Genomic DNA, 21,032 nt, shown 5'->3' on the forward strand with positions numbered 1-21,032 from the left:
GCTTGGGGGAGAGGTGGGGTGAGGGGGTGCCACACCCCGGTTGGTTGCCGCCCCCTCACCTAGCCTCTCCCCTGAGGGGGAGAGGAACATGAAGTGAGAGCGGTGTAGTCCCGACACATCACAGCGACTCGCCGCCACGGGTCATGGCGACGATGCCGGTGCGGCCGATGTCGACCAGCCCGAGCGCCGACATCAGGCCTATGAAGCTGTCGACCTTATCGGTCGTGCCGGTGACCTCGAAGACGAACGAGTCGGTCTTGGCGTCGATCACCTTGGCGCGGAAGACGTCGGCGAGACGCAATGCCTCGACGCGCTTCTCGCCGCTGCTCCTGACCTTCACCAGCGCGAGCTCGCGCTCGATATGTGCGCCTTCGAGCGTGAGGTCATGCACCCTGTGCACCGGCACCAGCCGGTCGAGCTGCGCCTTGATCTGCTCGATCACCATCGGTGTGCCGGTCGTTACGATGGTGATGCGCGACAGCTTCTCGGCCGCATTGGTCTCGGCGACCGTGAGGCTTTCGATGTTGTAGCCGCGGCCGGTGAACAGGCCGACCACGCGCGCGAGGATGCCGGGCTCGTTGTCGACCAGAACGGAGATGGTGTGGCTCGACGCCGGGGCAGTCGCGCTCACACCAGCACCATACCTTCCTCGGACACCGGACGGGCGGCTCGGTCGGCGGGGCCGAGCAGCATGTCGTAATGCGCCGCGCCCGACGGGATCATCGGGAAGCAGTTCTCCGCCTTATCGACGGCAACGTCGACGATGACCGGGCCCTCGATGGCGAGCATCTGCTGGATCGTCTCGTCGAGCTTGGCCGGGTCGGTGCAGCGCAGGCCCACGGCGCCGAAGGCGTCGGCGAGCTTCACGAAGTCGGGCAGCGCCTCGGAATAGCTCTCGGAGTAGCGCCCGCCATGCAGCAGCTCCTGCCACTGGCGGACCATGCCCATGTACTGGTTGTTGAGGATGAAGATCTTGACCGGCAGCCGGTACTGCGCCGCGGTCGAGAGTTCCTGGATGTTCATCATGATCGAGGCTTCGCCCGCCACGTCGATCACGAGAGCGTCGGGATAGGCGATCTGCACGCCGATCGCCGCCGGCAAGCCATAGCCCATGGTGCCGAGACCGCCCGAGGTCATCCAGCGGTTGGGCTTCTCGAACTTCAGGAACTGCGCCGCCCACATCTGGTGCTGGCCCACCTCGGTGGTGATGTAGTGATCGCGGTCCTTGATGTGGTGATAGAGCCGCTCGAGCGCATACTGCGGCTTGATCGTCTCGGCGTCCTGCTTGTACGCGAGGCAGTTGCGCCCACGCCATTCGTCGATCTGCTTCCACCAGGCCTTGAGCGCCTTCTGGTCGGTACGCGGCTGCTTCTTCTGCCAGATATCGATCAGGCCCTTCAGCGCGCGGCGCGCGTCACCCACGATCGGCAGGTCGACCCGCACGTTCTTGTTGATCGAGCTCGGGTCGATATCGATGTGGATCTTCTTCGAGTTCGGCGAGAACTCGGCGAGCTTGCCGGTGATGCGATCGTCGAAACGCGCGCCGATGTTGATCAGCACATCGCAATTGTACATGGCGAGATTGGCTTCGTAGGTGCCGTGCATACCCAGCATGCCAACGAACTGCGGATCGGATGCCGGGAACGCGCCGAGGCCCATCAAGGTATTGGTGATGGGAAAGCCCGTCATATGGACGAACTGCGCCAGCAGCCTGCTGGCGGCCGGGCCGGAATTGATCACACCGCCGCCGGTGTAGAAGACTGGGCGCTTGGCCTTCACCATCAACTCGATCGCCTGATGCAGCAGCGCGCGATCGGGCTTGGTCTTGGGCTTGTAGCTCTTGTGCTCCACCGGCCTGGTAGGCGCCACATAGTCGTGCTTGTTCATGAGCACGTCCTTGGGCAGGTCGATCACCACGGGGCCGGGCCGGCCCGAGCGCGCCACGTAGAAAGCCTCATGGACCGTCCGCGGCAGGTCGGCGACAGCCTTCACCAGGTAGTTGTGCTTGGTGCAGGGTCGGGTGATACCTGTGGTGTCGGCCTCCTGGAAGGCGTCGTTGCCGATCAGGTGGGTCGGCACCTGGCCGGTCAGGCAGACGATCGGGATCGAATCCATCAGCGCGTCGGTCAGGCCGGTGACAGCATTGGTTGCCCCCGGGCCGGAGGTCACCAGCACAACGCCGACCTTGCCGGTCGAGCGGGCGTAGCCCTCCGCGGCATGAACGGCCGCCTGCTCGTGGCGCACCAGTATGTGGCGCAGCCGGTTCTGCTTGAAGAGGGAGTCGTAGATTGGAAGGACAGCACCGCCGGGATAGCCGAAGACGACCTCGACTTCCTCGTCGATCAGGGCTTTCACCAACAGATCGGCGCCGGTCGTGGCGGACTCCTCGGGCTTCATGACAACGCTCTCCTCTATGACAAATGCGCCGCAAAACAGGGCGTTTTGCGGCGGCGCGGAACATAGGGGTGGTCGAACTAAAAGTAAAGTTTCAGACCCCGATTTTATCCAAATATTTCTCGGGCCCCTCCATACTTTGTTCATTAGAGGGGTCAACCACCAGATCTGGTGTAAGCTGATGCCGGAACCACGTCATCTGGCGCTTGGCATATTGGCGGGTATGATCGATCGCGATTCGACGCGCTTCATCCAGTCCAAGCTGCCCGCGGAAATGGGCAAAGAGCTCCGGGGCGCCGTGCGCCTTGAGGCAGGGCGCGGTCGGATCGGGCTTGCGGTCGAACACGCTTCGGGCTTCGGCCAGCACGCCCTGGTTCAGCATGGCGTCGAACCGGGTTTCGATCCGAGCCCGCAGCCAGGCCCGATCCGGCGCCAGCAGGATGGTCGCGAAGCGGTAGGGGGCGGGTTCGCCCCGGGTCTCCTGCCAGTGGCTGAGCGGCCAGCCGGTGGCCTGGACGACCTCCCAGGCGCGGATATGGCGCTGGCGGTCGCCCGGCTTCAGCCGCGCCACGATCGTCGGATCGCGTTCGGCCAGCCGTGCGCGAAAGGCCTCGGCGCCCATCGACTCCCATTCGGCACTTGCCACATCGCGCAGGCCGGCGGGCACCGCTGGAATCTCCGAAATGCCCTGCATCAGCGCCCGCAGGTAGAGGCCCGAGCCGCCACAGAGAATGGGCACCTTGCTGCGCTCGATCTCGGTCGACGCCAGGTCGCGCCACCGCGCGGCCGACAGGATCTCGCTCAGCGGCAGGATGCCATAGAGCGCGTGCGGGGCCCGCGCCCGCTCCTCCGCCGAGGGCTGCGCGGTCAGGATCGGGAAGGCATCGTAGGTTTGCATGGCATCGGCGTTGATCACCGTGCCGCCGCGTGCCTCAGCCAAGGCGAGCGCCAGCGCCGACTTGCCGGAAGCTGTCGGTCCCGTGACGACGATGACGTCCGGCTTGGCCATGTGCGCGGCAGTTTGCTAGAGCCTGAGGGTGAAGAACACCCTTGTCCTGATCTCCAATCGCGCGCAGCCCCTGCTCGACGACAAGATCGTGCAGCGCGCCGCCGAACTGCTGTGGAGCAACGGCGGGTCGGTCGGCCTGCCGGACTGGCTCGCGCCCGGCGTCGCCTGCGACCTGCCGTTCGACGGCAAGGCGGCGGCACCGTCGTTGCCCGGCATCGACACGGTGGTCGTTGCGAGCGCCAATCGGCGCAAGCGCCTGCTGGTGGCCGACATGGAATCGACCATGATCGAGAACGAGATGCTGGACGAGTTGGCGGACTTCCTCGGCCTTCGAGAGAAGATCGCCGGAATCACGGCGCGCGCCATGAACGGCGAACTCGATTTCGCCGCCGCCCTGAACGAGCGGGTCGGGTTGCTGGCCGGGTTGCCGGTCGCCAGGCTCGACGAAGCGGCCAGACGCATCCGCTACACGCCGGGCGGCGCCACGCTGGTCGCCACGATGAAGCGGCACGGCGCCACCTGCGCCTTGGTCTCGGGCGGCTTCACCTACTTCACCGCCATGGTGAAGACGGCGCTGGGTTTCGACTTCGAGGCGGCCAACGTGCTGAAGCACGACGGCACGACCCTCGCCGGCGCGGTCGAGCTGCCGATCTTGGGCAAGGAAGCCAAGCTCGCCATGCTCGGCCGGCTCTGCCAGGAGCGTCACCTGCATGCCGGCGAGACTATCGCCGTGGGTGACGGCGCCAACGACCTGCCGATGCTGAAGGCCGCGGGCCTGGGCGTTGCCTTCCACGCCAAGCCCGTGGTCGCGGCCGAAGTCGCCGCGCGCATCGACCATGGCGATCTCACCGCCCTGCTCTATCTGCAGGGCTACCGTCAAAGCGATTTCATCGAAAGGCCCGACCCGTCATGACCGATGCCGTCCAGATCGTCCTCGCCAAGCGCCCTACGGGCGACGTTACCGCCGATTGCTTCCGCCAGGAGAAGGTGACGTTGCCGGCCCTCGCCGACGGTCAGATCCTCGTGCGCCAGCTCTTCCTGTCGCTCGATCCCTACATGCGGCCGCGCATGACCGAGCTGCGCTCCTACGTTCCCCCGTTCAATCTCGACCAGCCGTTGACCGGCGGCTCGGTCGGCGAGGTCGTCGATTCGCGCAACCCGAAGTTCGCCAAGGGCGACCTGATCATGGGCCTTCTGAACTGGGCGACACACACGGTCCATGACGGCAAGGGCCTGCGCAAGCTCGATGCCGGCGGCGTGCCGCTGTCTGCCTACCTCGGCGTGCTGGGCATGCCCTCCTTCACCGCCTGGTACGGCATAAAGCACATCTGCAAGCCCAAGGCGGGCGAGACGGTGTTCGTGTCGGCCGCTACCGGAGCCGTCGGCCAAGTGGCGGGCCAGCTGGCCAAGCTTGCGGGAGCGCGGGTCGTGGGCTGCGCCGGCGACGAGGACAAGTGCGTCTGGGCGGTGCGCGAGGCGGGCTATGATGCCTGCTTCAACCATCGCACGGAGCGCGACTACGGCGCGGTGCTCGACAAGCTCTGCCCAAAGGGCATCGACGCCGACTTCGAGAATGTCGGCGGCAAGCTGTTCCACGCCGTGTTCGAGCGGCTGAACAACTTCGGCCGGGTCGCCTTCTGCGGCGCGATCTCGGAGTACCAGGACACCGACCCGATGGCCGGCCCGCCCAAGATGTTCTCGATCGTGCAAAAGCGGCTCACCCTGCAGGGCTTCATCGTCTCCGACCATGTCGCGCTGATGGGCGACTTCATCAGCGACGTCGCCCCGCTCCTGCCCTCCGGCCAGCTCAAGAGCCGCGAGACCGTGGTCGACGGGCTGAGCAAGGCGCCCGAAGCCTTCATGGGCCTGCTCAAGGGCCAGAACTTCGGCAAGCTCGTGGTGAAGGTCGGGTAGGGCTGGGAGCGCGGCTCTCCAGAGCCGCTCATGGGGCGCGACAAGAAGAAGGGAAGAGCGGCTCTGGAGAACCGCGCTCCCAGCCCTACTTCGTCAGCCTCAGCGCCGCGAAGCGCGGGTCGCCCTGGCGTTCGACGAACAGCAGGACCGAGCGCTTCTTCTGCGCCTGCAGCTTGCCGACGATTTCGGTGACCTCCTGCGGCGTCGTCACCGGCTTCTGGTCGACCTCGAGGATGACGTCGCCGGCCTGGAGCTGCTTCTCGGCCGCCGGGCTGTTGGGCACCACCTTGGTGACGACCACGCCCTTCACGTTGTCGCTGAGCCCAAACTTCTCGCGCAGCTGGTCGTTCACCTTCTGGAGCGTGAGGCCGAGCTGCTCGATGGTCGAGGTCACGGCCTGGTCCGGCTCGGGCGGTTTCTTGCCCGATCCCTGCGCCGAGACGTTCTGCTTCTCGGGCTCTTCCTGCTCGCCGATCCGCAGCTTCAGCGGTACTTCCTTGCCGCCGCGCCAGACTAGGACGTCGACCGTGCTGCCGACACGGGCATTGGCGACGATGCGCGGAAAGCGGCGCAGGTCGGGAACTTCCTGGCCGGCAAAGGACAGGATGATGTCGTTGCGCTTGACGCCCGCCTTGGCGGCCGGGCCGTCAGCGGTGACATTGGCCACCAGCACGCCGCGCGTGCGATCGAGGCTGAACGAATCGGCGATGTCGTCCGTCACGCTCTGGTAGCTGACACCGATCCAGCCGCGTCGCACCTTGCCGAATTCGCGGAGCTGCTCGGCGACCTGCTTGACCAGGTTGGACGGGATCGAGAAGGCGAGGCCGGCATTGGTGCCCGACGGCGAGTAGATCGCCGTGTTGACGCCCACCACGTCGCCGTCGGCGTTGAACAGCGGGCCACCCGAATTGCCCTTGTTGATCGCGGCGTCCGTCTGCAGGTAGTCGTCGAGCGAGTCCGACAGTGCGCGTCCACGGGCCGAGATGATGCCGGCAGTCACCGAGTGGCCGAGGCCGAACGGATTGCCGATCGCGATTACCCAGTCGCCGACCCGGCTCTTATCCGAATCGCCGAACTTGGCGGCCGGCAGCGGCTTCTTGTTGGGCGGCTCGACCTTGAGCACGGCGATGTCGACCCGGCTGTCCGAGCCGATCAGCTTGGCCTTGAGCTGGGTGTCGTCGCGCAGGATCACCGTGATGTCTTCGGCGCCTTGGATGACGTGGTTGTTGGTGATGATGTAGCCGTCGCCGTCGATGATGAAGCCTGAGCCGAGCGACGTGCCACGGCGCTGCTGCTGCTCGCCGCCCTTGCGGTCGAAGAACTCCTTGAACAGCTCCTCGAACGGCGAGCCCGGCGGGAGCTGCGGCATGTCACGCAGGCGCGGGCCCTGCTGGGGTACGTTCTGGGTGGTGGTAATGTTGACCACCGTGGGGAGCAGCTTGTCGACCAGATCGGCGAAGCTGTCGGGCGCATCGCGCGCCACTGCCGGCTGAGCCAGCACCGTACCAAACGCCAGCACCGCCGCCACAGCGACAGCCCTCGAAAACGCTGAAAACCCGGAGAGAATCACGGCCGACCTCCAACGGCGCTCAAGGCCAAAAGTGGGTCAGGCAAGCAGTTTTGGCCGGCGCCGCGTTCACGTTCCTGTCTACATGCCGACCGAATGTGGCGCAAATAAAGAGGGCGTCATGTTGCCGTGTATTTCAGTGTTTCCCGGACTTTCGCAAAAAAAACCCGGCGGCGTGGCAAGGCTGCCACAGCCGCCGGATCGTATCCGCCCGGCCTGCTTCTTGACCCTATTTCTTGAGCACCCCGGAGGGGTCGTTGAAGTAGCGAAAGAAGTCGCTGTCGGGGCTGAGGACCATGCTCCCACCCTGGCTGAAAGCCTGCTTGTAGGCCTCCATCCGGCGCCAGAAGGCGTAGAAGTCCTTGTCCTTGCTGAAAGTGTCGGCATAGATCTTCGTCGCCTCGCCGTCGGCCTCGCCCATGGTGATCTGGGCCTTCAGCCCGGCATCGGCCCGGATCACCGCGACCTCGCGGTCGGCCGTGGCTTTGATGCGCTGGTTCTCCTCGTCGCCTTCGGCACGGAGCTGACCCGCCTCCCGCTCTCGGTCGGTCTTCATGCGATTGTAGACCGACTGGGAGTTGGCCTGCGGCAGGTCGGCACGCTTGATGCGGACGTCGATCACCTCGACACCGAGGTCCTTGGTCTTGCCGTTTACCCGGCGCGTGATGTCGTCCATCAGGCTCGCACGCTGCTCGGTCAAAACTGCATGCAGAGGCACCGAAGACAACACGCCGCGAATCTCCGAGTTGATCAGCGAATCGAGCAGCCCGCGCAACGCCGGCTCGCCGCCAGGTACCCGCTCGACGAAAGAACGGGCATTGACGATCCTGAAGCGGGCGTAGGCGTCGACCACGAGACGCTTCTGGTCGCCGGCGATGATCTCGAACTCCTCGGCTTCGTAGTCGAGCAGGCGGCGGTCGATACGGACGATATCCTGGATCAGCGGCACCTTGGCATAGAGGCCAGGCTGGGTCTTGGGCTGGCCGACGATGGCGCCGAACTGGCGGACCAGCACCTGCTTGGTCGGGTCGACGGTGAAGAAGGTCTGGGTCAGCAGGAAGACCGCGATGGCCGCGACAACCAGCAGAACGATCGAACGATTGCTCATCGCGTGGCTCCAACAGCCGGAGGAGCCACCGGTCGGGCCGGCAGCGATGGCGTCTGACCGGAGCGCAGCTCAGGCAGCGGCAGATAAGGCACGACCCCCGAGCCGCTCTTGTCGATCAGCACCTTGTTCACGTTGCGCAGCACCTCTTCGATCGCCTCGATGTAGAGACGCTCCGAGGTGATGTCCTTGGCTTTGACGTACTGGTCGTAGACCTGATCGAAGCGCTGGATATCGCCCTTGGCACTGGCCACTTTCTGCGCCTTGTACCCCTCGGCCTTCTGAATGATGCTTTCCGCCTCGCCTTTGGCGCGCGGCAGCACCTGGTTGCGGTAGGTGTTGGCCTCGTTGATGTTCTTCTCCTTGTCGGCGCGCGCGGCCTGGACGTCGCGAAAGGCGCCGATCACCTCCTGCGGCGGGTCGACCCGAAGCAGCTGTACCTGGGCGATCTGAACGCCCAGCCCGTACTCGTCGAGGATACGCTGCAGCAGGTCCTTGGTATCCTGCTCGATGCGCGTGCGACCCTCGGTCTGGGCATATTGCAGGTTGGATTTGCCGATCACCTCGCGCATCGCTGCCTCGGCAGCCTGACGCACGTTCTCCTCGCCATTGCGCACATTGAAAGCGTAATCGAACACATCCTTGATCTGCCACAGCACCGCGAACTCGATATCGACGATGTTCTCGTCCCCGGTGAGCATCAAGTTCTCCGATGAGGTCGGGCGTGCTCCCCGGCCATACGGGGTGCGCTCGGCCGCGCCGCGCGAGCCGAGCACCGTGCGGCGCTGGTCCTGCACATTCACGACCACCACGTTGCCGACCGGGGCAGGCAGGTTGTAGTGCAGGCCCGACGCGACCGGCCCGCCGTAAGGCTTGCCGAACACCAGCTGGATCGCCTGCTGGTTGGGCTGCACCCGGAAGAAGCCGGTGACCAGCCAGATCAGGACGGCGGCGAGCGCGATCAGCAGGAAGCCCTTGAACGACCCCAAACCGCCCGGCATCAGATTGCGCAACCGTTCCTGGCCCTTGCGGATGACATCTTCCATGTCGGGCGGCCGGCGCGAGCCGAACGGCCCGCCGCCGCCACCGCGGTTGCCGCCGCCGCCGCCCCACGGGCCGCCGCCACCGCCGCTGTTGTTTCCCCCGCCGCCCCATGGGCCGCCGCTATTATTATTCCACGCCATTCATCACCTCGACGCCGCCTGCGGGACCTTTGCTTTCGCGCCGCGCTGCATATATGTGACGACGGGCGTACCTTCAATCAAGCGGCGAGCGAGCGACATGGCGGAAATCACGGAATCAGCCGTTCGCAGCATTCTCGAAACGGTCATCGATCCCCTGACCGGCAAGAATGTCATTGCGCTGGGCATGGTGAGTGGTGTCGCCACACGCGGTGGACATGTTGCAGTCACGCTAGAGGTTGATCCGGCCCGCGGTCCGGCCCTGGAACCGCTGCGCCAGGCTTGCGAGCAGGCGGTGCGGGCGATGGCTGGCGTGCTGTCGGCAACCGCCGTCATGACGGCCGAACGCGCCGCAGCCGCAGCCAAACCCGCTGCTCAGAGCCATGGACATGCCCACAGCCACGGTCCCGCCGCCAAAACGACAGGTGGCAGCGGGCGGATCGACGTCCCGGGGGTAAAACACATCATCGCCGTGGCATCCGGCAAGGGCGGCGTCGGCAAATCGACCACGGCCGTCAACCTGGCGCTGGGGCTCGTGGCCAACGGCGTCAGCACCGGCTTGCTCGATGCCGACATCTACGGTCCCTCGATGCCGCGCATGCTGGGGGTGAAGGAGAAGCCCGAATCTGCCGACGGCAAGATGCTGAAGCCGATCGAGCGTTACGGGCTGCGCACCATGTCGATCGGCTACATCGTGGCCGAGGACACGCCGATGATCTGGCGCGGCCCGATGGTGTCGAGCGCGCTCGAGCAGATGCTGCGGGACGTGCAATGGGGCGAACTCGACGTGCTGGTAGTTGACATGCCACCGGGTACTGGCGACGCCCAGCTCACCCTCGCCCAAAGGGTGGCACTGTCCGGCGCCGTGATCGTCTCGACGCCGCAGGACATCGCCCTGATCGATGCCCGAAAGGGCCTCAGCATGTTCCGCAAGGTCGCCGTGCCGGTGCTCGGCATCGTCGAGAACATGAGCTATTTCCTCTGCCCCAAGTGTGGCGAGCGCTCTGAGATCTTCGGCCACGGCGGCGCGCGCGAGGAGGCCGGGAAGCTCGGCGTGCCGTTCCTCGGCGAAATCCCGCTGCATCTCGATATCCGCACGACCTCGGACAGCGGCCATCCCATCGTGGTCGCCCAGCCCGGGTCGGCCCATTCGCAAGCCTACAAGAACATCGCCGGCCGCGTGTGGAAGCAGCTTTCCGCACCGCAGCGTGGCGGCCGTCCGCCGCCCAAGATCGTGATGCGTTGATCTTCGCTGGGAGCGCGGCTCTCCAGAGCCGCGCTCCCAGCTATGAACGCTTCTTCTTCCGCCGCGTCTTCTTCACCACCGGTTTGCCGATCATGCCGTGCACCCCGATCATCGATCCGGCGACCAGCTCGAGCGCCAGGAAGCGGCGCTCCTCGACCCAGCCAGGCAGGTGCAGGAGCAGCGCGAGGTCGCGGCGAAAGCCGAACTGGTTGTAGTACTCCGGGTCGCCGACCAGGATGATGCGGCTGTGCCCCTGCAAACGCGACTGCGCCATCGAATGCCACATCAGCGCCTTGCCGTAGCCCAGCCCGCGGAGCTCGGGTGAGATCGCCAGCGGCCCCAGCATTACCGCCGGCCACTTCTCGTTGATCAGGACCGGCCAGTTGCGGATCGAGGCGACCAAACGGTTCTTCTGGTCGAGGCAGACGAAGCACAGCTCCTTGATCGGCGGCACATCCTCGCGCAGGCGATAGACGGTCTTGTGGAAGCGGTCGGGACCGAAGGCCGCGGCCGTCATCTCCTCGATCGCGTCACCATCGCGCGGCCGCTCCTTCAGCAGCCGCAGCAGGTCGGGGGATTTTTGCATGGCGCCAGTTATGGCAGCGCGCGACGAAGGGCTCAATCAGCCGGCGGCGCCGACTACGAGCATGATCATCGAGGAGACGACCGGAAGACAGCGCGAGCTTCAACGCGCTCTCCGTCTTCATCTGGACGGACGGACGCTGGGTGTGGCTCTCGGGTCAGGCGATGCTGTCGAAATCACCCTGGACCGAGCACCGCCAACAGCTCGCGCCATTCGCGCGGATTGAGGCCGCTCGACCTCTGGTCGACCTTCTCGCCCGCGATCATGCGCTTCACGGCGGCCAGGCCGGTCCTGGAGAGATGCGCGCCACCCATGCGGTATTCGAGGAACGCATCGGCGCAGATCGGACACCAGCGCTTCAGCGTGTCGATCATGACGTCGGCATAGACGCGGATTTCATACTGTGCGTGAGCATCGGCGCGCAGCGATAGGAAATGCATCAAGTTGTGGAGGTTCGTCTTCCAGTACCACTGGGTATAGAAGGCGAGCGACAGATTCATGCGCGCGAGCTCGCGTGCCAGGCCAGAACGTTCGGGATCGAGCGGCTCGCCGTTCTCGCCCTCGTTCAGCATCTCCATATAGTGCTCGTAGACCAGCTCGGCGTCCTTCTTGAGCAGCGAGAAGACGCGCTCGGCCTCCTTGCCGGTGATCACCGTGTCGCGACCCTGGCGGTTGGCCTTGCTCTGGGCCGCAAGCTGCTCAGGCCTGGGCAGGTAGAATTCGTTGTCGAGGATCGAATAGCGCGCCGAGTATTCGTTCACGTTCGCGGTGCGATGGCGGATCCACTGGCGCGCCACGAAGATCGGCAGCTTCACATGGTACTTGATCTCGCACATCTCGAACGGCGTCGTGTGGCGATGCCGCATGAGATAGTTGATCAGCCCGCGATCCTCACTGACCTTCTTGGTGCCGCGGCCGTAGGACACGCGCGCGGCCTGCACCACGGCGGCATCGTCGCCCATGTAGTCGACCACGCGGACAAAGCCGTGATCGAGCACCGGCAGGGCCTGATAGAGGATCTCCTCGAGCGCCGGCGCGACCGGCCGCAACGTCATCTGCGCGCCGTCCCGCGCCTGGTCGATTTCAGCCTGCTGATCGGTCGTGAGGGGCATTCGCTCGTTGTCCTCGGTTGGCTGCGGACTCTATGGGCCGGAAGCTGCCCCTTCCATGGGGAAAATCCTGAGCCTTCAAATCGCCCGCGCGAGCGCCTATATAGGTCGTGTCGGGCAACCGACTATGGCGATAAACACCGCGTGACATAAGCGTTTCGGACCCGGGGGCAGTACCCGGCGCCTCCACCATTCACCCAATCGTTCGCGAGCGGGATCGATGGGGGCGAACCAGGATCGACGGGCGTGGTAAAGGCGCGGTTTTTGCCCGGTATGGTTCCGCCGTGACGGGCCACACACAAGTGCTAACGATAACACCGTTACACTCGCTGCTGCCGCCTAAACAGCGGACGTAAGCGCGGTTCGGGGGGGCACCGGGCAACAGAAGCCCCCTCACTTTCATCGCTTTCCTTTCGGTGCATTCACGGCTATTGCCGCGTTGACTCTCCTGCATCGCGGGCCGATGCTTTTGTGAAGGTTCTGCTTGTCCATGAATGACCGCTTTCACTATGACGCTCTCGTCGACGATGCGCTGCGCAGCGTCGTGCGTCGCGTGCTGCGCCAGGTCGCGGACAAGGGCCTGCCGGGGTCGCACCATTTCTACATCTCCTTCCGGAGCAACGATCCGGGTGTGCAGCTGCCCGAGTATCTGCGCGCCAAATATCCGGAAGAGATGACGATCGTGCTCCAGCACCAGTATTGGGATCTCGTCCTCACCGAGGAGTTCTTCGAGGTGACGGTGAGCTTCAACAAGCAGCAGGAGCGCATAAGGGTGCCGTACGCCGCGCTGTCGGCCTTCGTCGATCCCTCGGTTCGCTTCGGCCTGCAGTTCGACCGCAAGGACAAGGCGGGCGTGGCACCCGACAAGGCCGGCGGCACAGCCGCGGCGCCGACGCCGCTTCCCGCGCCGGACAAGCGCCCGTCTCTCGGCGCCCCTCCGGCCGCCGACGCCAAGACCGAAGCCGGCGCCAAGCCCACTGACGGCGAGGCGAAGCCCGAGGATCCGGCCTCCAAGGTCGTCAAACTCGACAGCTTCCGAAAGAAGTAGGGCTTCCGAAAAGAGTAGACTGGCCGCGCTTTTTGCGGTTTGAGGGCGCTTCCCGTCAGGAGAAGCCATGCCCGAGTTCCAGTTCCAGGAGATGTTCCCCAGCGGTAAGGACAGCACGACTTACCGCAAGCTCTCCTCCGATTTCGTCGGCACAGCCAAGTTCAACGGCAAGGAGGTACTGACCGTAGAGCCGGAGGCGCTGACCCTGCTCACCGCCCAGGCCTTCAAGGACATCTCCCATCTGCTGCGGCCGGGCCATCTCCAGCAGCTGCGCAACATCCTCGACGACGGCGAGGCCTCCTCAAACGACAAGTATGTAGCGCTCGAGCTGCTGAAGAACGCCAACATCGCTGCCGGCGGCGTTCTGCCGATGTGCCAGGATACCGGCACCGCGATCGTCATGGGCAAGAAGGGCCAGTCGGTGTGGACCGGTGGCGGCGACGAGGCTGCGATCGCCAAAGGGGTCTACAAGACCTACACCGAAACCAACCTGCGCTACAGCCAGGTCTCGCCGATCTCGATGTTCAAGGAAGTGCAGACCGGCACCAACCTGCCGGCGCAGATCGACATCTTCGCGACCGACGGCGATGCCTACAAGTTCCTGTTCGTCGCCAAGGGCGGCGGATCGGCGAACAAGAGCTATCTCTACCAGCAGACGCCGGCAGTGCTGAACGAAGCATCGCTGCTCAAGTTCCTCGACACCCAGATTCGCACCCTCGGCACGGCGGCCTGCCCGCCCTATCATCTCGCCATCGTGATCGGCGGCACGTCCGCCGAGCTCAACCTCAAGACGGTGAAGCTTGCCTCGACGCGCTACCTCGACGATTTGCCGAGCGAGGGCAACGACAAGGGCGTCGCCATCCGCGACCGCGGCATGGAGCAGAAGGTGCTCGAGCTCACCCGCCAGATGGGCATCGGCGCGCAGTTCGGCGGCAAGTATTTCTGCCACGACGTGCGCGTGATCCGCATCGCCCGCCACGGCGCATCGGTGCCGATCGGGCTCGGCGTGAGCTGCTCGGCCGACCGGCAGGCCGTCGGCAAGATCACAAAGGACGGCATCTTCCTCGAGGCGCTCGAAACCAACCCGGCGCATTACCTGCCCGACGTGGAGCCCCAACAGCTCTCGGGCGACGTCGTCTCGGTCGACCTCGACAAGGGCATGGCGCACACGCTGTCGGTGCTGACCAGGCATCCGGTGAAGACCCGGGTGAACCTCACCGGCACCCTGATCGTGGCGCGCGATTCGGCACATGCGAAGCTCAAGGAGCGGCTCGATCGCGGCGAAGGCCTGCCCGACTACTTCAAGCAGTTCCCGGTCTACTACGCCGGCCCTGCCAAGACGCCGACCGGCATGGCCTCAGGCTCGTTCGGCCCGACCACGGCCGGCCGCATGGATTCCTATGTCGACCTGTTCCAGGCCAACGGCGGCTCGATGGTCATGCTGGCCAAGGGCAACCGCAGCAAGCAGGTCGTCGATGCCTGCAAGAAGCACCGCGGCTTCTACCTCGGCTCGATCGGCGGCCCGGCCGCGATCCTGGCCCAGGACGTCATCAAGAAGGTCGAGGTGCTTGAGTATCCCGAGCTCGGCATGGAAGCGATCTGGCGCATCCAGGTCGAGAACTTCCCCGCCTTCATCATCACCGACGACAAGGGCAACGATTTCTTCAGCGACCTGCGAATCTGACGGGCTCGGCCGGGAAGCGCGGCTCTCAGGGCCGTGCTTCCCGGCGAGCCAGCCTAGAAGATGCTGCTGAAGTTGGTCGACAGCACCACGGTCTGGTCGAGGAAGATGTGGCGCTCGAAGATCCGGAAGCCGTCGCCGATGCGCCGCAGGCGATCGCGGCGCCTGCCGATCCAGCTGTCGATCTTGTCGTTGAGGCGCGAGCGATGGAGATGGATCGCGGCTTCGAGCGCGATCTCGTCCTCCTTGACCTCCAGGATCCTCACGTTCGACACGAAGTGCCGGGTCCGCGACGGCGGATTCTCGGACCATGAAGAGTTCGATTGCAGCTTCTCCACGCGCATGCGCAAATCGTTCCGATCGTCGTCGAAATAAGCCATGCCGTCGGACGCGGCGTATTCGAGCCGCAGGTTCTCGACGGTCACGGTCCGGCGAATCGGCATCCAGTAATGGATATCGTCCGCGATCAGCTCGAGCCACTCGCCGAATCGGCGGTCGTCGAGCAGTGCTGCTTCGCGATACAGGAACTGCTCCACCTCGTATTGCAGCTCCGGACCGACTTTGCGCCCCGTCATCACACCCGCCCGGTGGGCGACGGCGAGCGCGTTTGCATCAGCTCGGGCCAGTCACGCGCGCGCAGCCATTCCGCCCAGCAGCGATAGGTCCAGCGCTGGGCATGCTCGTTGACCCGGGTCTCGATCGCCTTCTGTCCCGTGGCATCGACCATCACCTCGTCCTGTCCCATCGCCATCTGCATGTTGTGCGGATAGCGGCGGCTCGCGACACCCCGGCCGGCCATCGTGCTCTGGCTCCAGTTTTCGCCGTCATCCTGCTCCAGCAGCCCGGCCGGTCCGAACGAATGGATGATGAACTTCTTCGCCGCGCGCCGTTGCTCGGGCGTGAAGCTCTTCGGCATCACCGTGAACCACCAGATCTCCGTCGCCGCCGGACCGCGCGGCAGGCGCAGGCTCATCTGCATGCCGCGCGTCGAGATCCACAGATTGGGAAAGATGTTGGGATGGCCGCTCGCACGCACGCCGACCGGCCCCATGGCTGCCTTCGTCGCGGTCGACCGCAAGGGGCGGCGCAGGGTCGGCGCCACCTTCGGCCGTTCGGCATCCGGCAACCTGTCGATGGCGAGACGCTCCTCGTCGCTCAACGCATCGATTTTCGCCTGCTCCTCTCGCGTCACCATCGGGCCGCCGATGGCATGACCCAGCTCGCCCAGCATGACCATCTGCGTCATGGGCATCATTGCAGCCTGGTTCAGAAAGCCGACGCGCGAGGCCGAGTTGTGGCTCACCTTGACGTGATACCAGTCGAACAGGTTATCGACAGCGATCTTCCAGTTGCAGTCGATGACGTTCTTCTGCACGCCATCGAGCACGACAACGTCGCCGTAGGCCAGCATGCTCTCCATGCCGACGCGGCCGACATCGCCCAGATAGTCGAACAGGCTGGGTGCTTGAGGATCGAGGGTGGCGAAGTAGAAGCCCTTGTAGTGGTCGACCCTGGCGGCCGGCACGAGCCCCCAGTCGGCCTGGTCGATCCGGTCGCGATAGAAGTCGGCCTTGCCCGGAATGCCGATCAGCTTCCCGTCAAGACCGTACGTCCAGCCGTGATAGCTGCAGACGAAGGCTTTCGTATTGCCGAGCTCCGCGCGGCACAATGCATTGCCGCGATGACGGCAGGTGTTCATCAGGACGTGGACGGTACCGTCCTCCCCGCGCACGACGATGACCTGATCCTCGCCGATATAGTTGATGAAGTAGTCTCCGGCGTTCGGGATCTGCGTCTCGTGGCACATGAAGTTCCATGCACGAGCGAAGATCCGTTGAAGCTCCACTCGATAGAGCGCGGGATCGGTGTAGACCGAGCGATCGATCAGGCCGTCGGACACGTCGGGAATTCGAATCTCCGCCGCGCCATCTGCGTCTGGATCGGGCTGAACGTGATCGGGCATGGTCCGGCTCCCTGAGGGGCACCGCAACTCTGGCACGGGCCTGGCGGGCCCGCCAGTTGCCTCATGGCGGCATGCTGTGCTGACCTCCTCGCGGCAACGGAGGTGCGGCGTGCGGTACAAGCAGCTCGGTCGAACCGGCGTGAAGGTTTCGGCAATGTCGCTCGGCACCGCCACGTTCGGCGTCGCGCCGCTCGAAGCGGCGTGCGACCGGCTGATCGGCCGGGCGATGGAACTCGGCATCAACATGATCGACGTGGCCAACTCCTACGGCAACCAGGCCCGGTTCGATCGGCCCGGCGCACCGGCCTGGACGCAAAGGCGGTCGGCCGAAGAGATCGTCGGTCGCGCGATCAAGGGCCGGCGCAATGCGCTCGTCCTGTGCTCGAAGGTCATGGAGCCCGTCGGCGAGGGCGTAAACGATCGCGGCCTGTCCCGCCGGCACATCGTCGAGCAGCTCGAGCAGAGCCTGCGCCGCTTCGGCACGGATCATCTCGACGTCTGCTACGCCCACCATCCCGATCCGTCGGTGCCGATCGAGGAAACCATCCGGGCATTCGACGATCTCATTCGACAGGGCAAGCTCCGCTACTACGCGCTGTCGACCTATCCGGCGTGGCAGGTCGTCGAGGCCCTATGGAAGGCGGACAGGCTCAGGGCGAGTGCGCCGGCCTGCCTGCAGATCCAATACAGCCTTGCCCGCCGGGATCCGGAGCTCGACATCGCGCCGATCTGTCGGGCCTACGGCCTTAGCCTGACCGTCTTCAGCCCGCTGGCCGGCGGCCTTCTTGCCGGCGTGTCAAAGCGCAGCGAGTCATTCGTGGGCCGGCGGCGGTGGGGCGGCACGGACTTCACCGCGCGCGAGATCGCGCTCGCCGAGGAACTGGAGCGGCTCGCGGCGCGACACGGTCATTCCCCCTCGACCCTGGCGCTCGCCTGGCTGATGGCCCAGCCCTTTGTGGCCAGCGCGATCGTCGGGGCCGAGGCTCTCGCCGAGCTGGAAGCCAACGCCTCCGCGAGCAATCTCGACCTTTCGGCCGACGTCATGGCTGCTCTGGACGAAATCGGCAGGCCGTAGCGCCCGCCATCGACGAATTGCGTTTTCGCCCTGATTCAACCGGCGCTTTGCTGGCGGAGCGGGCCGGACGCGGGAGACGGGGGAAGTGTGGTGCGGGCCGGCCATTCGTGGAATCCTCCCGCATGAATCTCGCCAAGCAGCACCTCGATATCGGCCTCTTCTCCACCAAGCGCGACGAGCAGCTTGCTTTCTGGCAGGGGACCGTCGGCCTGCCCTATGACCACATGGGGAAGGTCGGCGGCGGCATCCAGCAGCACCGCCATCACATGAACGGTTCGATCCTGAAGATGAACCATTCGCGCGATCCCCTGCCAGCGATGGCGCCCTCCGGCATCATCGGCCTGCAGATCGCGCGCGAAGGGTTGTCGGCGCCGCAGACGCTCGACGATCCCGATGGCAACAAGGTGACCCTGGTGCCCAAGGGACGGGACGGCATCGAGGGCATCGCGATCCTGCTGCGGGTGACCGACCCTGTCGCGCATGACCGCTTCTGGACGCACGCCATGCAGTACGAGAGGGTCGGCGAAGGCCGCTATCGCTGCGGCGATTCGCTGGTCGTGATCGCCGAGCAGGGCAAGGTGGAGCATCGCGGCACGGCGTGGCGCGGGCCGGGCTACCGCTACACCACGGTGCAGGTTTGGGACTGCGTTGCCGAGTACGAGGGCATCCTCGCCCGCGGCGGCACGTCGGGCGGCGAGGTGCGCATCCTGGGCGAGACAGTGCGCTATGCGTTCGTATGCGATCCCGACGGCAATCACATCGAGATCAGCCAGCGGGCCAGCCTGACGGGCGGCCGGCTCTGATCCAAGGATCATGATCACTGGACCGCGCGCAGGATGCGCGGGGTCCAATGAGCGTAAGCTCCTTCTACCTCTTCAGGCGAGCCTTGCGCGCGGCGTAGCGCGCGTCGCGGGCGGCCTTCTGCTCTTCCGGCGTGAGCTGGGGCTTTGGCGGCTTGGTTGAGATGTCGCCGAGCTTCGAGATCGGACGGCCGCCACGGCGGATGCGCTCGGCCTCCTTGGCAGCTTCCTCGGCGGCGAGTCTCGCCTCCTCGGCCTTGCGCGCGGCCTCCGCCTCGCGCTCGGCGCGCTGCCGCTCGCGCTCTTCTTCCTTGGCGATGCGGCGCTCGAGCTCGCGCTCCTCGCGCACCTTGGCAGCCTCGATGCGCGCCTGCTGGCGGGCAGCGAATTCCGGATCGTTCGTCGGATCCTTCTGGCGTGCCTTCTCGAGCAACGTCTGCCGGGCCTTGGCCTGGGTCTCCAGGCGGTCAGTGAAAGTGTCGCCTCTGTTCTTCAACGTCGTCCTCTGTCCTCTATTCGGCCGCTTGAGCGGCGGCCTGCTTCTTGGCGCGCTTGCGGTCCTCGGGATTGAGGAAACGCTTGCGCAGCCGAATCGACTTGGGCGTGATTTCGACCAGCTCGTCTTCCTCGATATAGGCGATCGCCTGTTCGAGGCTCATCTTGCGCGGCGGCGTGAGGCGCACGGCCTCGTCCTTGCCGGCAGCCCGGATGTTGGTGAGCTGCTTGCCCTTCAGCACGTTGACTTCGAGATCGTTGCCGCGGCTGTGCTCGCCGATCACCATGCCCTGATAGACGGGCACGCCGGGCTCGATGAACATCGGGCCACGATCCTCGAGGTTCCACATCGCGTAGGCGACCGAGGTGCCCTCGGCGTTGGCGATCAGCGCGCCGTTGCGCCGTCCGGCGATCGGGCCGCGATAGGGACCATATTCGTGGAACAGACGGTTCATCACGCCGGTGCCGCGGGTATCGGTCAGGAACTCGCCGTGATAGCCGATCAGGCCGCGCGACGGGGCGTAGAACACCAGCCGGGTCTTGCCGGCGCCCGACGGCCGCATGTCCTGCAGCTCGCCCTTGCGCAGAGAGATCTGCTCGACGACGGGACCGGTATAGGCATCGTCGACATCGATCACGACCTCCTCGATCGGCTCCAGGCGCTGGCCCGTCTTCGGGTCGGTCTGGAACAGCACGCGCGGGCGGCCGACGGCGAGTTCGAAGCCCTCGCGACGCATCGTCTCGATCAGCACGCCGAGCTGCAATTCGCCGCGGCCGGCGACCTCGTAGGAGTCGGCATTCTCCGTGTCGGTGACGCGGATCGCGACGTTGCCCTCGCCTTCGCGCATCAGGCGGGCGCGGATCATGCGCGTGGTGACCTTGTCGCCTTCGCGGCCGGCCAGCGGCGAGTCGTTGACCATGAAGGTCATGGCCAGCGTCGGCGGATCGACCGGCTGGGAGGCGATCGGCTCGCTGATCGTCAGGTCGCCGATGGTGTCGGCCACGGTGGCGACCTTGAGGCCGGCGACGGCGACGATATCGCCCGCCTCGGCCGATTCGAGCGCCACGCGCTCGAGGCCGCGGAAAGCCAGCACGCGGGTGATGCGGGTCTGCTCCAGCTCCCTGCCGTCGCGGCTCAGCGCCTTGATGGTCGTGTTGGGCTTGATCGAGCCCGACAGGATGCGGCCGGTCAGGATGCGGCCCAGGAAGCTGTCAGCCTCGAGCGTCGTCACCAGCATGCGGAACGCCGGATCGGGATCGACCTTGGGCGGCGGCACGTGCCGCAGCACCAGGTCGAACAGCGGCTCCATGTCCTTGTGCTCGGCTTCGAGCGATGTCGCCGCCCAGCCCTGGCGGGCGGACGCGAACAGCGTCGGGAAGTCGAGCTGCTCGTCGCTGGCCTCCAGCGCCGAGAACAGGTCGAACACTTCGTCGTGCACCTCATGGGGGCGCGCGTCGGAGCGGTCCACCTTGTTGATCAGCACGATCGGCTTCAGGCCGAGGCGCAGCGCCTTGCCGAGCACGAACTTGGTCTGCGGCAGCGGCCCTTCGGCGGCATCGACCAGCAGCACCACGCCGTCGACCATCGACAGGATGCGTTCTACCTCACCACCGAAGTCGGCGTGGCCGGGCGTGTCGACGATGTTGACGCGCGTGCCCTTCCAGACGACCGAGGTCGCCTTGGCGAGGATGGTGATGCCCCGCTCACGCTCGAGGTCGTTCGAATCCATGGCGCGTTCCGCAACCTGCTGGTTGTCGCGAAAGGTGCCGCTCTGCTTGAGCAGGCAGTCAACCAGCGTCGTCTTGCCATGGTCGACGTGCGCGATGATCGCGACGTTGCGGATGTCCATTGATCGTCCAGT

Annotated in this window: 19 protein-coding genes and 1 other RNA gene; 8 read left to right on the plus strand and 12 right to left on the minus strand. The window is 65.5% G+C overall.

Features of this window, described 5'->3' with window-relative positions; all coding sequences use genetic code 11:
• Nucleotides 1-118 precede the first annotated feature (118 nt).
• From ilvN to miaA, 3 genes are all read right to left on the minus strand, one after another.
• On the minus strand, nt 119-631 hold the full coding sequence (ilvN, locus tag ACQY8M_RS39145) for an acetolactate synthase small subunit (RefSeq protein ID WP_428668146.1): 513 nt from the start codon (nt 629-631) through the stop codon (nt 119-121).
• Nucleotides 628-2,397, minus strand: a complete 1,770-nt coding sequence (locus ACQY8M_RS39150) for an acetolactate synthase 3 large subunit (RefSeq protein ID WP_428668148.1) — start codon at nt 2,395-2,397, stop codon at nt 628-630. The genes ilvN and ACQY8M_RS39150 overlap by 4 nt, the downstream gene beginning before the upstream one ends.
• A gap of 91 nt (nt 2,398-2,488) precedes the next feature.
• Nucleotides 2,489-3,403: a tRNA (adenosine(37)-N6)-dimethylallyltransferase MiaA gene (gene miaA / locus ACQY8M_RS39155; RefSeq protein ID WP_428668150.1), complete on the minus strand. Its 915-nt coding sequence runs from the start codon at nt 3,401-3,403 to the stop codon at nt 2,489-2,491.
• Nucleotides 3,404-3,431: 28 nt separating this feature from the next.
• On the opposite strand from miaA, the gene serB reads away from it, so the two are divergent.
• Nucleotides 3,432-4,316 carry a phosphoserine phosphatase SerB gene (gene serB / locus ACQY8M_RS39160; RefSeq protein ID WP_428668152.1) on the plus strand — a complete coding sequence of 295 codons (885 nt, stop codon included), beginning with the start codon at nt 3,432-3,434 and terminating at the stop codon, nt 4,314-4,316.
• The gene (locus tag ACQY8M_RS39165; RefSeq protein WP_428668154.1) at nt 4,313-5,317 is read left to right on the plus strand and encodes an NADP-dependent oxidoreductase; all 1,005 of its coding nucleotides are present in this window, start codon (nt 4,313-4,315) and stop codon (nt 5,315-5,317) included. Before serB ends, ACQY8M_RS39165 begins: the two co-directional genes overlap by 4 nt.
• Nucleotides 5,318-5,402: 85 nt before the next feature.
• Here ACQY8M_RS39165 and ACQY8M_RS39170 read toward each other — a convergent pair whose 3' ends face one another.
• The 3 genes from ACQY8M_RS39170 to hflK form a co-directional block, all read right to left on the minus strand.
• Nucleotides 5,403-6,845, minus strand: a complete 1,443-nt coding sequence (locus ACQY8M_RS39170; RefSeq protein ID WP_428668156.1) for a Do family serine endopeptidase — start codon at nt 6,843-6,845, stop codon at nt 5,403-5,405.
• Between the two features lie 268 nt (nt 6,846-7,113).
• The gene (gene hflC, locus ACQY8M_RS39175; protein WP_428668158.1) at nt 7,114-7,992 is read right to left on the minus strand and encodes a protease modulator HflC; all 879 of its coding nucleotides are present in this window, start codon (nt 7,990-7,992) and stop codon (nt 7,114-7,116) included.
• Complete coding sequence (gene hflK, locus ACQY8M_RS39180; protein ID WP_428668160.1) at nt 7,989-9,173, minus strand: FtsH protease activity modulator HflK; 1,185 nt, start codon at nt 9,171-9,173, stop codon at nt 7,989-7,991. The genes hflC and hflK overlap by 4 nt, the downstream gene beginning before the upstream one ends.
• Before the next feature lie 97 nt (nt 9,174-9,270).
• Here hflK and apbC point away from each other — a divergent pair, with 97 nt between their 5' ends.
• Complete coding sequence (gene apbC / locus ACQY8M_RS39185) at nt 9,271-10,416, plus strand: iron-sulfur cluster carrier protein ApbC (protein ID WP_428668162.1); 1,146 nt, start codon at nt 9,271-9,273, stop codon at nt 10,414-10,416.
• Between the two features lie 40 nt (nt 10,417-10,456).
• Here apbC and ACQY8M_RS39190 read toward each other — a convergent pair whose 3' ends face one another.
• Together ACQY8M_RS39190 and thyX are read right to left on the minus strand one after the other, a co-directional pair.
• Nucleotides 10,457-11,002: a GNAT family N-acetyltransferase gene (locus ACQY8M_RS39190; protein ID WP_428668164.1), complete on the minus strand. Its 546-nt coding sequence runs from the start codon at nt 11,000-11,002 to the stop codon at nt 10,457-10,459.
• Between the two features lie 173 nt (nt 11,003-11,175).
• Nucleotides 11,176-12,111 (minus strand): FAD-dependent thymidylate synthase, encoded by a 936-nt coding sequence (thyX, locus tag ACQY8M_RS39195; RefSeq protein ID WP_428668165.1) that lies wholly within the window; start codon nt 12,109-12,111, stop codon nt 11,176-11,178.
• 70 nt (nt 12,112-12,181) lie between these two features.
• Here thyX and ssrA point away from each other — a divergent pair.
• The 3 genes from ssrA (at nt 12,182) to ACQY8M_RS39210 (ending at nt 14,840) form a co-directional block, all read left to right on the plus strand.
• Nucleotides 12,182-12,504: a transfer-messenger RNA gene (ssrA, locus tag ACQY8M_RS39200) on the plus strand.
• Nucleotides 12,505-12,598: 94 nt separating this feature from the next.
• Nucleotides 12,599-13,156 carry an SspB family protein gene (locus tag ACQY8M_RS39205; protein WP_428668167.1) on the plus strand — a complete coding sequence of 186 codons (558 nt, stop codon included), beginning with the start codon at nt 12,599-12,601 and terminating at the stop codon, nt 13,154-13,156.
• Between the two features lie 67 nt (nt 13,157-13,223).
• Nucleotides 13,224-14,840, plus strand: a complete 1,617-nt coding sequence (locus ACQY8M_RS39210) for a fumarate hydratase (protein WP_428668169.1) — start codon at nt 13,224-13,226, stop codon at nt 14,838-14,840.
• A 53-nt stretch (nt 14,841-14,893) separates the two neighbouring features.
• On the opposite strand, the gene ACQY8M_RS39215 is transcribed toward ACQY8M_RS39210, so the two are convergent.
• Complete coding sequence (locus ACQY8M_RS39215) at nt 14,894-15,412, minus strand: aromatic-ring-hydroxylating dioxygenase subunit beta (protein WP_428668171.1); 519 nt, start codon at nt 15,410-15,412, stop codon at nt 14,894-14,896.
• Entirely contained in the window at nt 15,412-16,800 is a 1,389-nt protein-coding gene (locus ACQY8M_RS39220) for an aromatic ring-hydroxylating oxygenase subunit alpha (protein ID WP_428668173.1), read from the minus strand. The genes ACQY8M_RS39215 and ACQY8M_RS39220 overlap by 1 nt, the downstream gene beginning before the upstream one ends.
• Nucleotides 16,801-16,909: 109 nt before the next feature.
• On the opposite strand from ACQY8M_RS39220, the gene ACQY8M_RS39225 reads away from it, so the two are divergent.
• Nucleotides 16,910-17,875 (plus strand): aldo/keto reductase, encoded by a 966-nt coding sequence (locus tag ACQY8M_RS39225; protein WP_428668175.1) that lies wholly within the window; start codon nt 16,910-16,912, stop codon nt 17,873-17,875.
• 122 nt (nt 17,876-17,997) lie between these two features.
• Complete coding sequence (locus ACQY8M_RS39230; RefSeq protein WP_428668177.1) at nt 17,998-18,678, plus strand: VOC family protein; 681 nt, start codon at nt 17,998-18,000, stop codon at nt 18,676-18,678.
• Between the two features lie 64 nt (nt 18,679-18,742).
• Here ACQY8M_RS39230 and ACQY8M_RS39235 read toward each other — a convergent pair whose 3' ends face one another.
• Both ACQY8M_RS39235 and typA read right to left on the minus strand, forming a co-directional pair.
• Nucleotides 18,743-19,171, minus strand: a complete 429-nt coding sequence (locus ACQY8M_RS39235; protein ID WP_428668179.1) for a DUF6481 family protein — start codon at nt 19,169-19,171, stop codon at nt 18,743-18,745.
• Nucleotides 19,172-19,187: 16 nt separating this feature from the next.
• Complete coding sequence (typA, locus tag ACQY8M_RS39240) at nt 19,188-21,020, minus strand: translational GTPase TypA (RefSeq protein ID WP_428668181.1); 1,833 nt, start codon at nt 21,018-21,020, stop codon at nt 19,188-19,190.
• Nucleotides 21,021-21,032 lie beyond the last annotated feature (12 nt).

The organism is Reyranella sp., from assembly GCF_965279465.1.
GTDB lineage: Bacteria > Pseudomonadota > Alphaproteobacteria > Reyranellales > Reyranellaceae > Reyranella.

Excerpts from the sequence above, each read along its gene's own strand:
- ACQY8M_RS39150 (WP_428668148.1), bottom strand. The coding sequence starts at position 2,397 with ATGAAGCCCGAGGAGTCCGCCACGACCGGCGCCGATCTGTTGGTGAAA.
- miaA (WP_428668150.1), bottom strand. The coding sequence starts at position 3,403 with ATGGCCAAGCCGGACGTCATCGTCGTCACGGGACCGACAGCTTCCGGC.
- ACQY8M_RS39165 (WP_428668154.1), top strand. The coding sequence starts at position 4,313 with ATGACCGATGCCGTCCAGATCGTCCTCGCCAAGCGCCCTACGGGCGAC.
- hflC (WP_428668158.1), bottom strand. The coding sequence starts at position 7,992 with ATGAGCAATCGTTCGATCGTTCTGCTGGTTGTCGCGGCCATCGCGGTC.
- hflK (WP_428668160.1), bottom strand. The coding sequence starts at position 9,173 with ATGGCGTGGAATAATAATAGCGGCGGCCCATGGGGCGGCGGGGGAAAC.
- apbC (WP_428668162.1), top strand. The coding sequence starts at position 9,271 with ATGGCGGAAATCACGGAATCAGCCGTTCGCAGCATTCTCGAAACGGTC.
- ACQY8M_RS39190 (WP_428668164.1), bottom strand. The coding sequence starts at position 11,002 with ATGCAAAAATCCCCCGACCTGCTGCGGCTGCTGAAGGAGCGGCCGCGC.
- thyX (WP_428668165.1), bottom strand. The coding sequence starts at position 12,111 with ATGCCCCTCACGACCGATCAGCAGGCTGAAATCGACCAGGCGCGGGAC.
- ACQY8M_RS39205 (WP_428668167.1), top strand. The coding sequence starts at position 12,599 with ATGAATGACCGCTTTCACTATGACGCTCTCGTCGACGATGCGCTGCGC.
- ACQY8M_RS39210 (WP_428668169.1), top strand. The coding sequence starts at position 13,224 with ATGCCCGAGTTCCAGTTCCAGGAGATGTTCCCCAGCGGTAAGGACAGC.
- ACQY8M_RS39215 (WP_428668171.1), bottom strand. The coding sequence starts at position 15,412 with ATGACGGGGCGCAAAGTCGGTCCGGAGCTGCAATACGAGGTGGAGCAG.
- ACQY8M_RS39220 (WP_428668173.1), bottom strand. The coding sequence starts at position 16,800 with ATGCCCGATCACGTTCAGCCCGATCCAGACGCAGATGGCGCGGCGGAG.
- ACQY8M_RS39230 (WP_428668177.1), top strand. The coding sequence starts at position 17,998 with ATGAATCTCGCCAAGCAGCACCTCGATATCGGCCTCTTCTCCACCAAG.
- typA (WP_428668181.1), bottom strand. The coding sequence starts at position 21,020 with ATGGACATCCGCAACGTCGCGATCATCGCGCACGTCGACCATGGCAAG.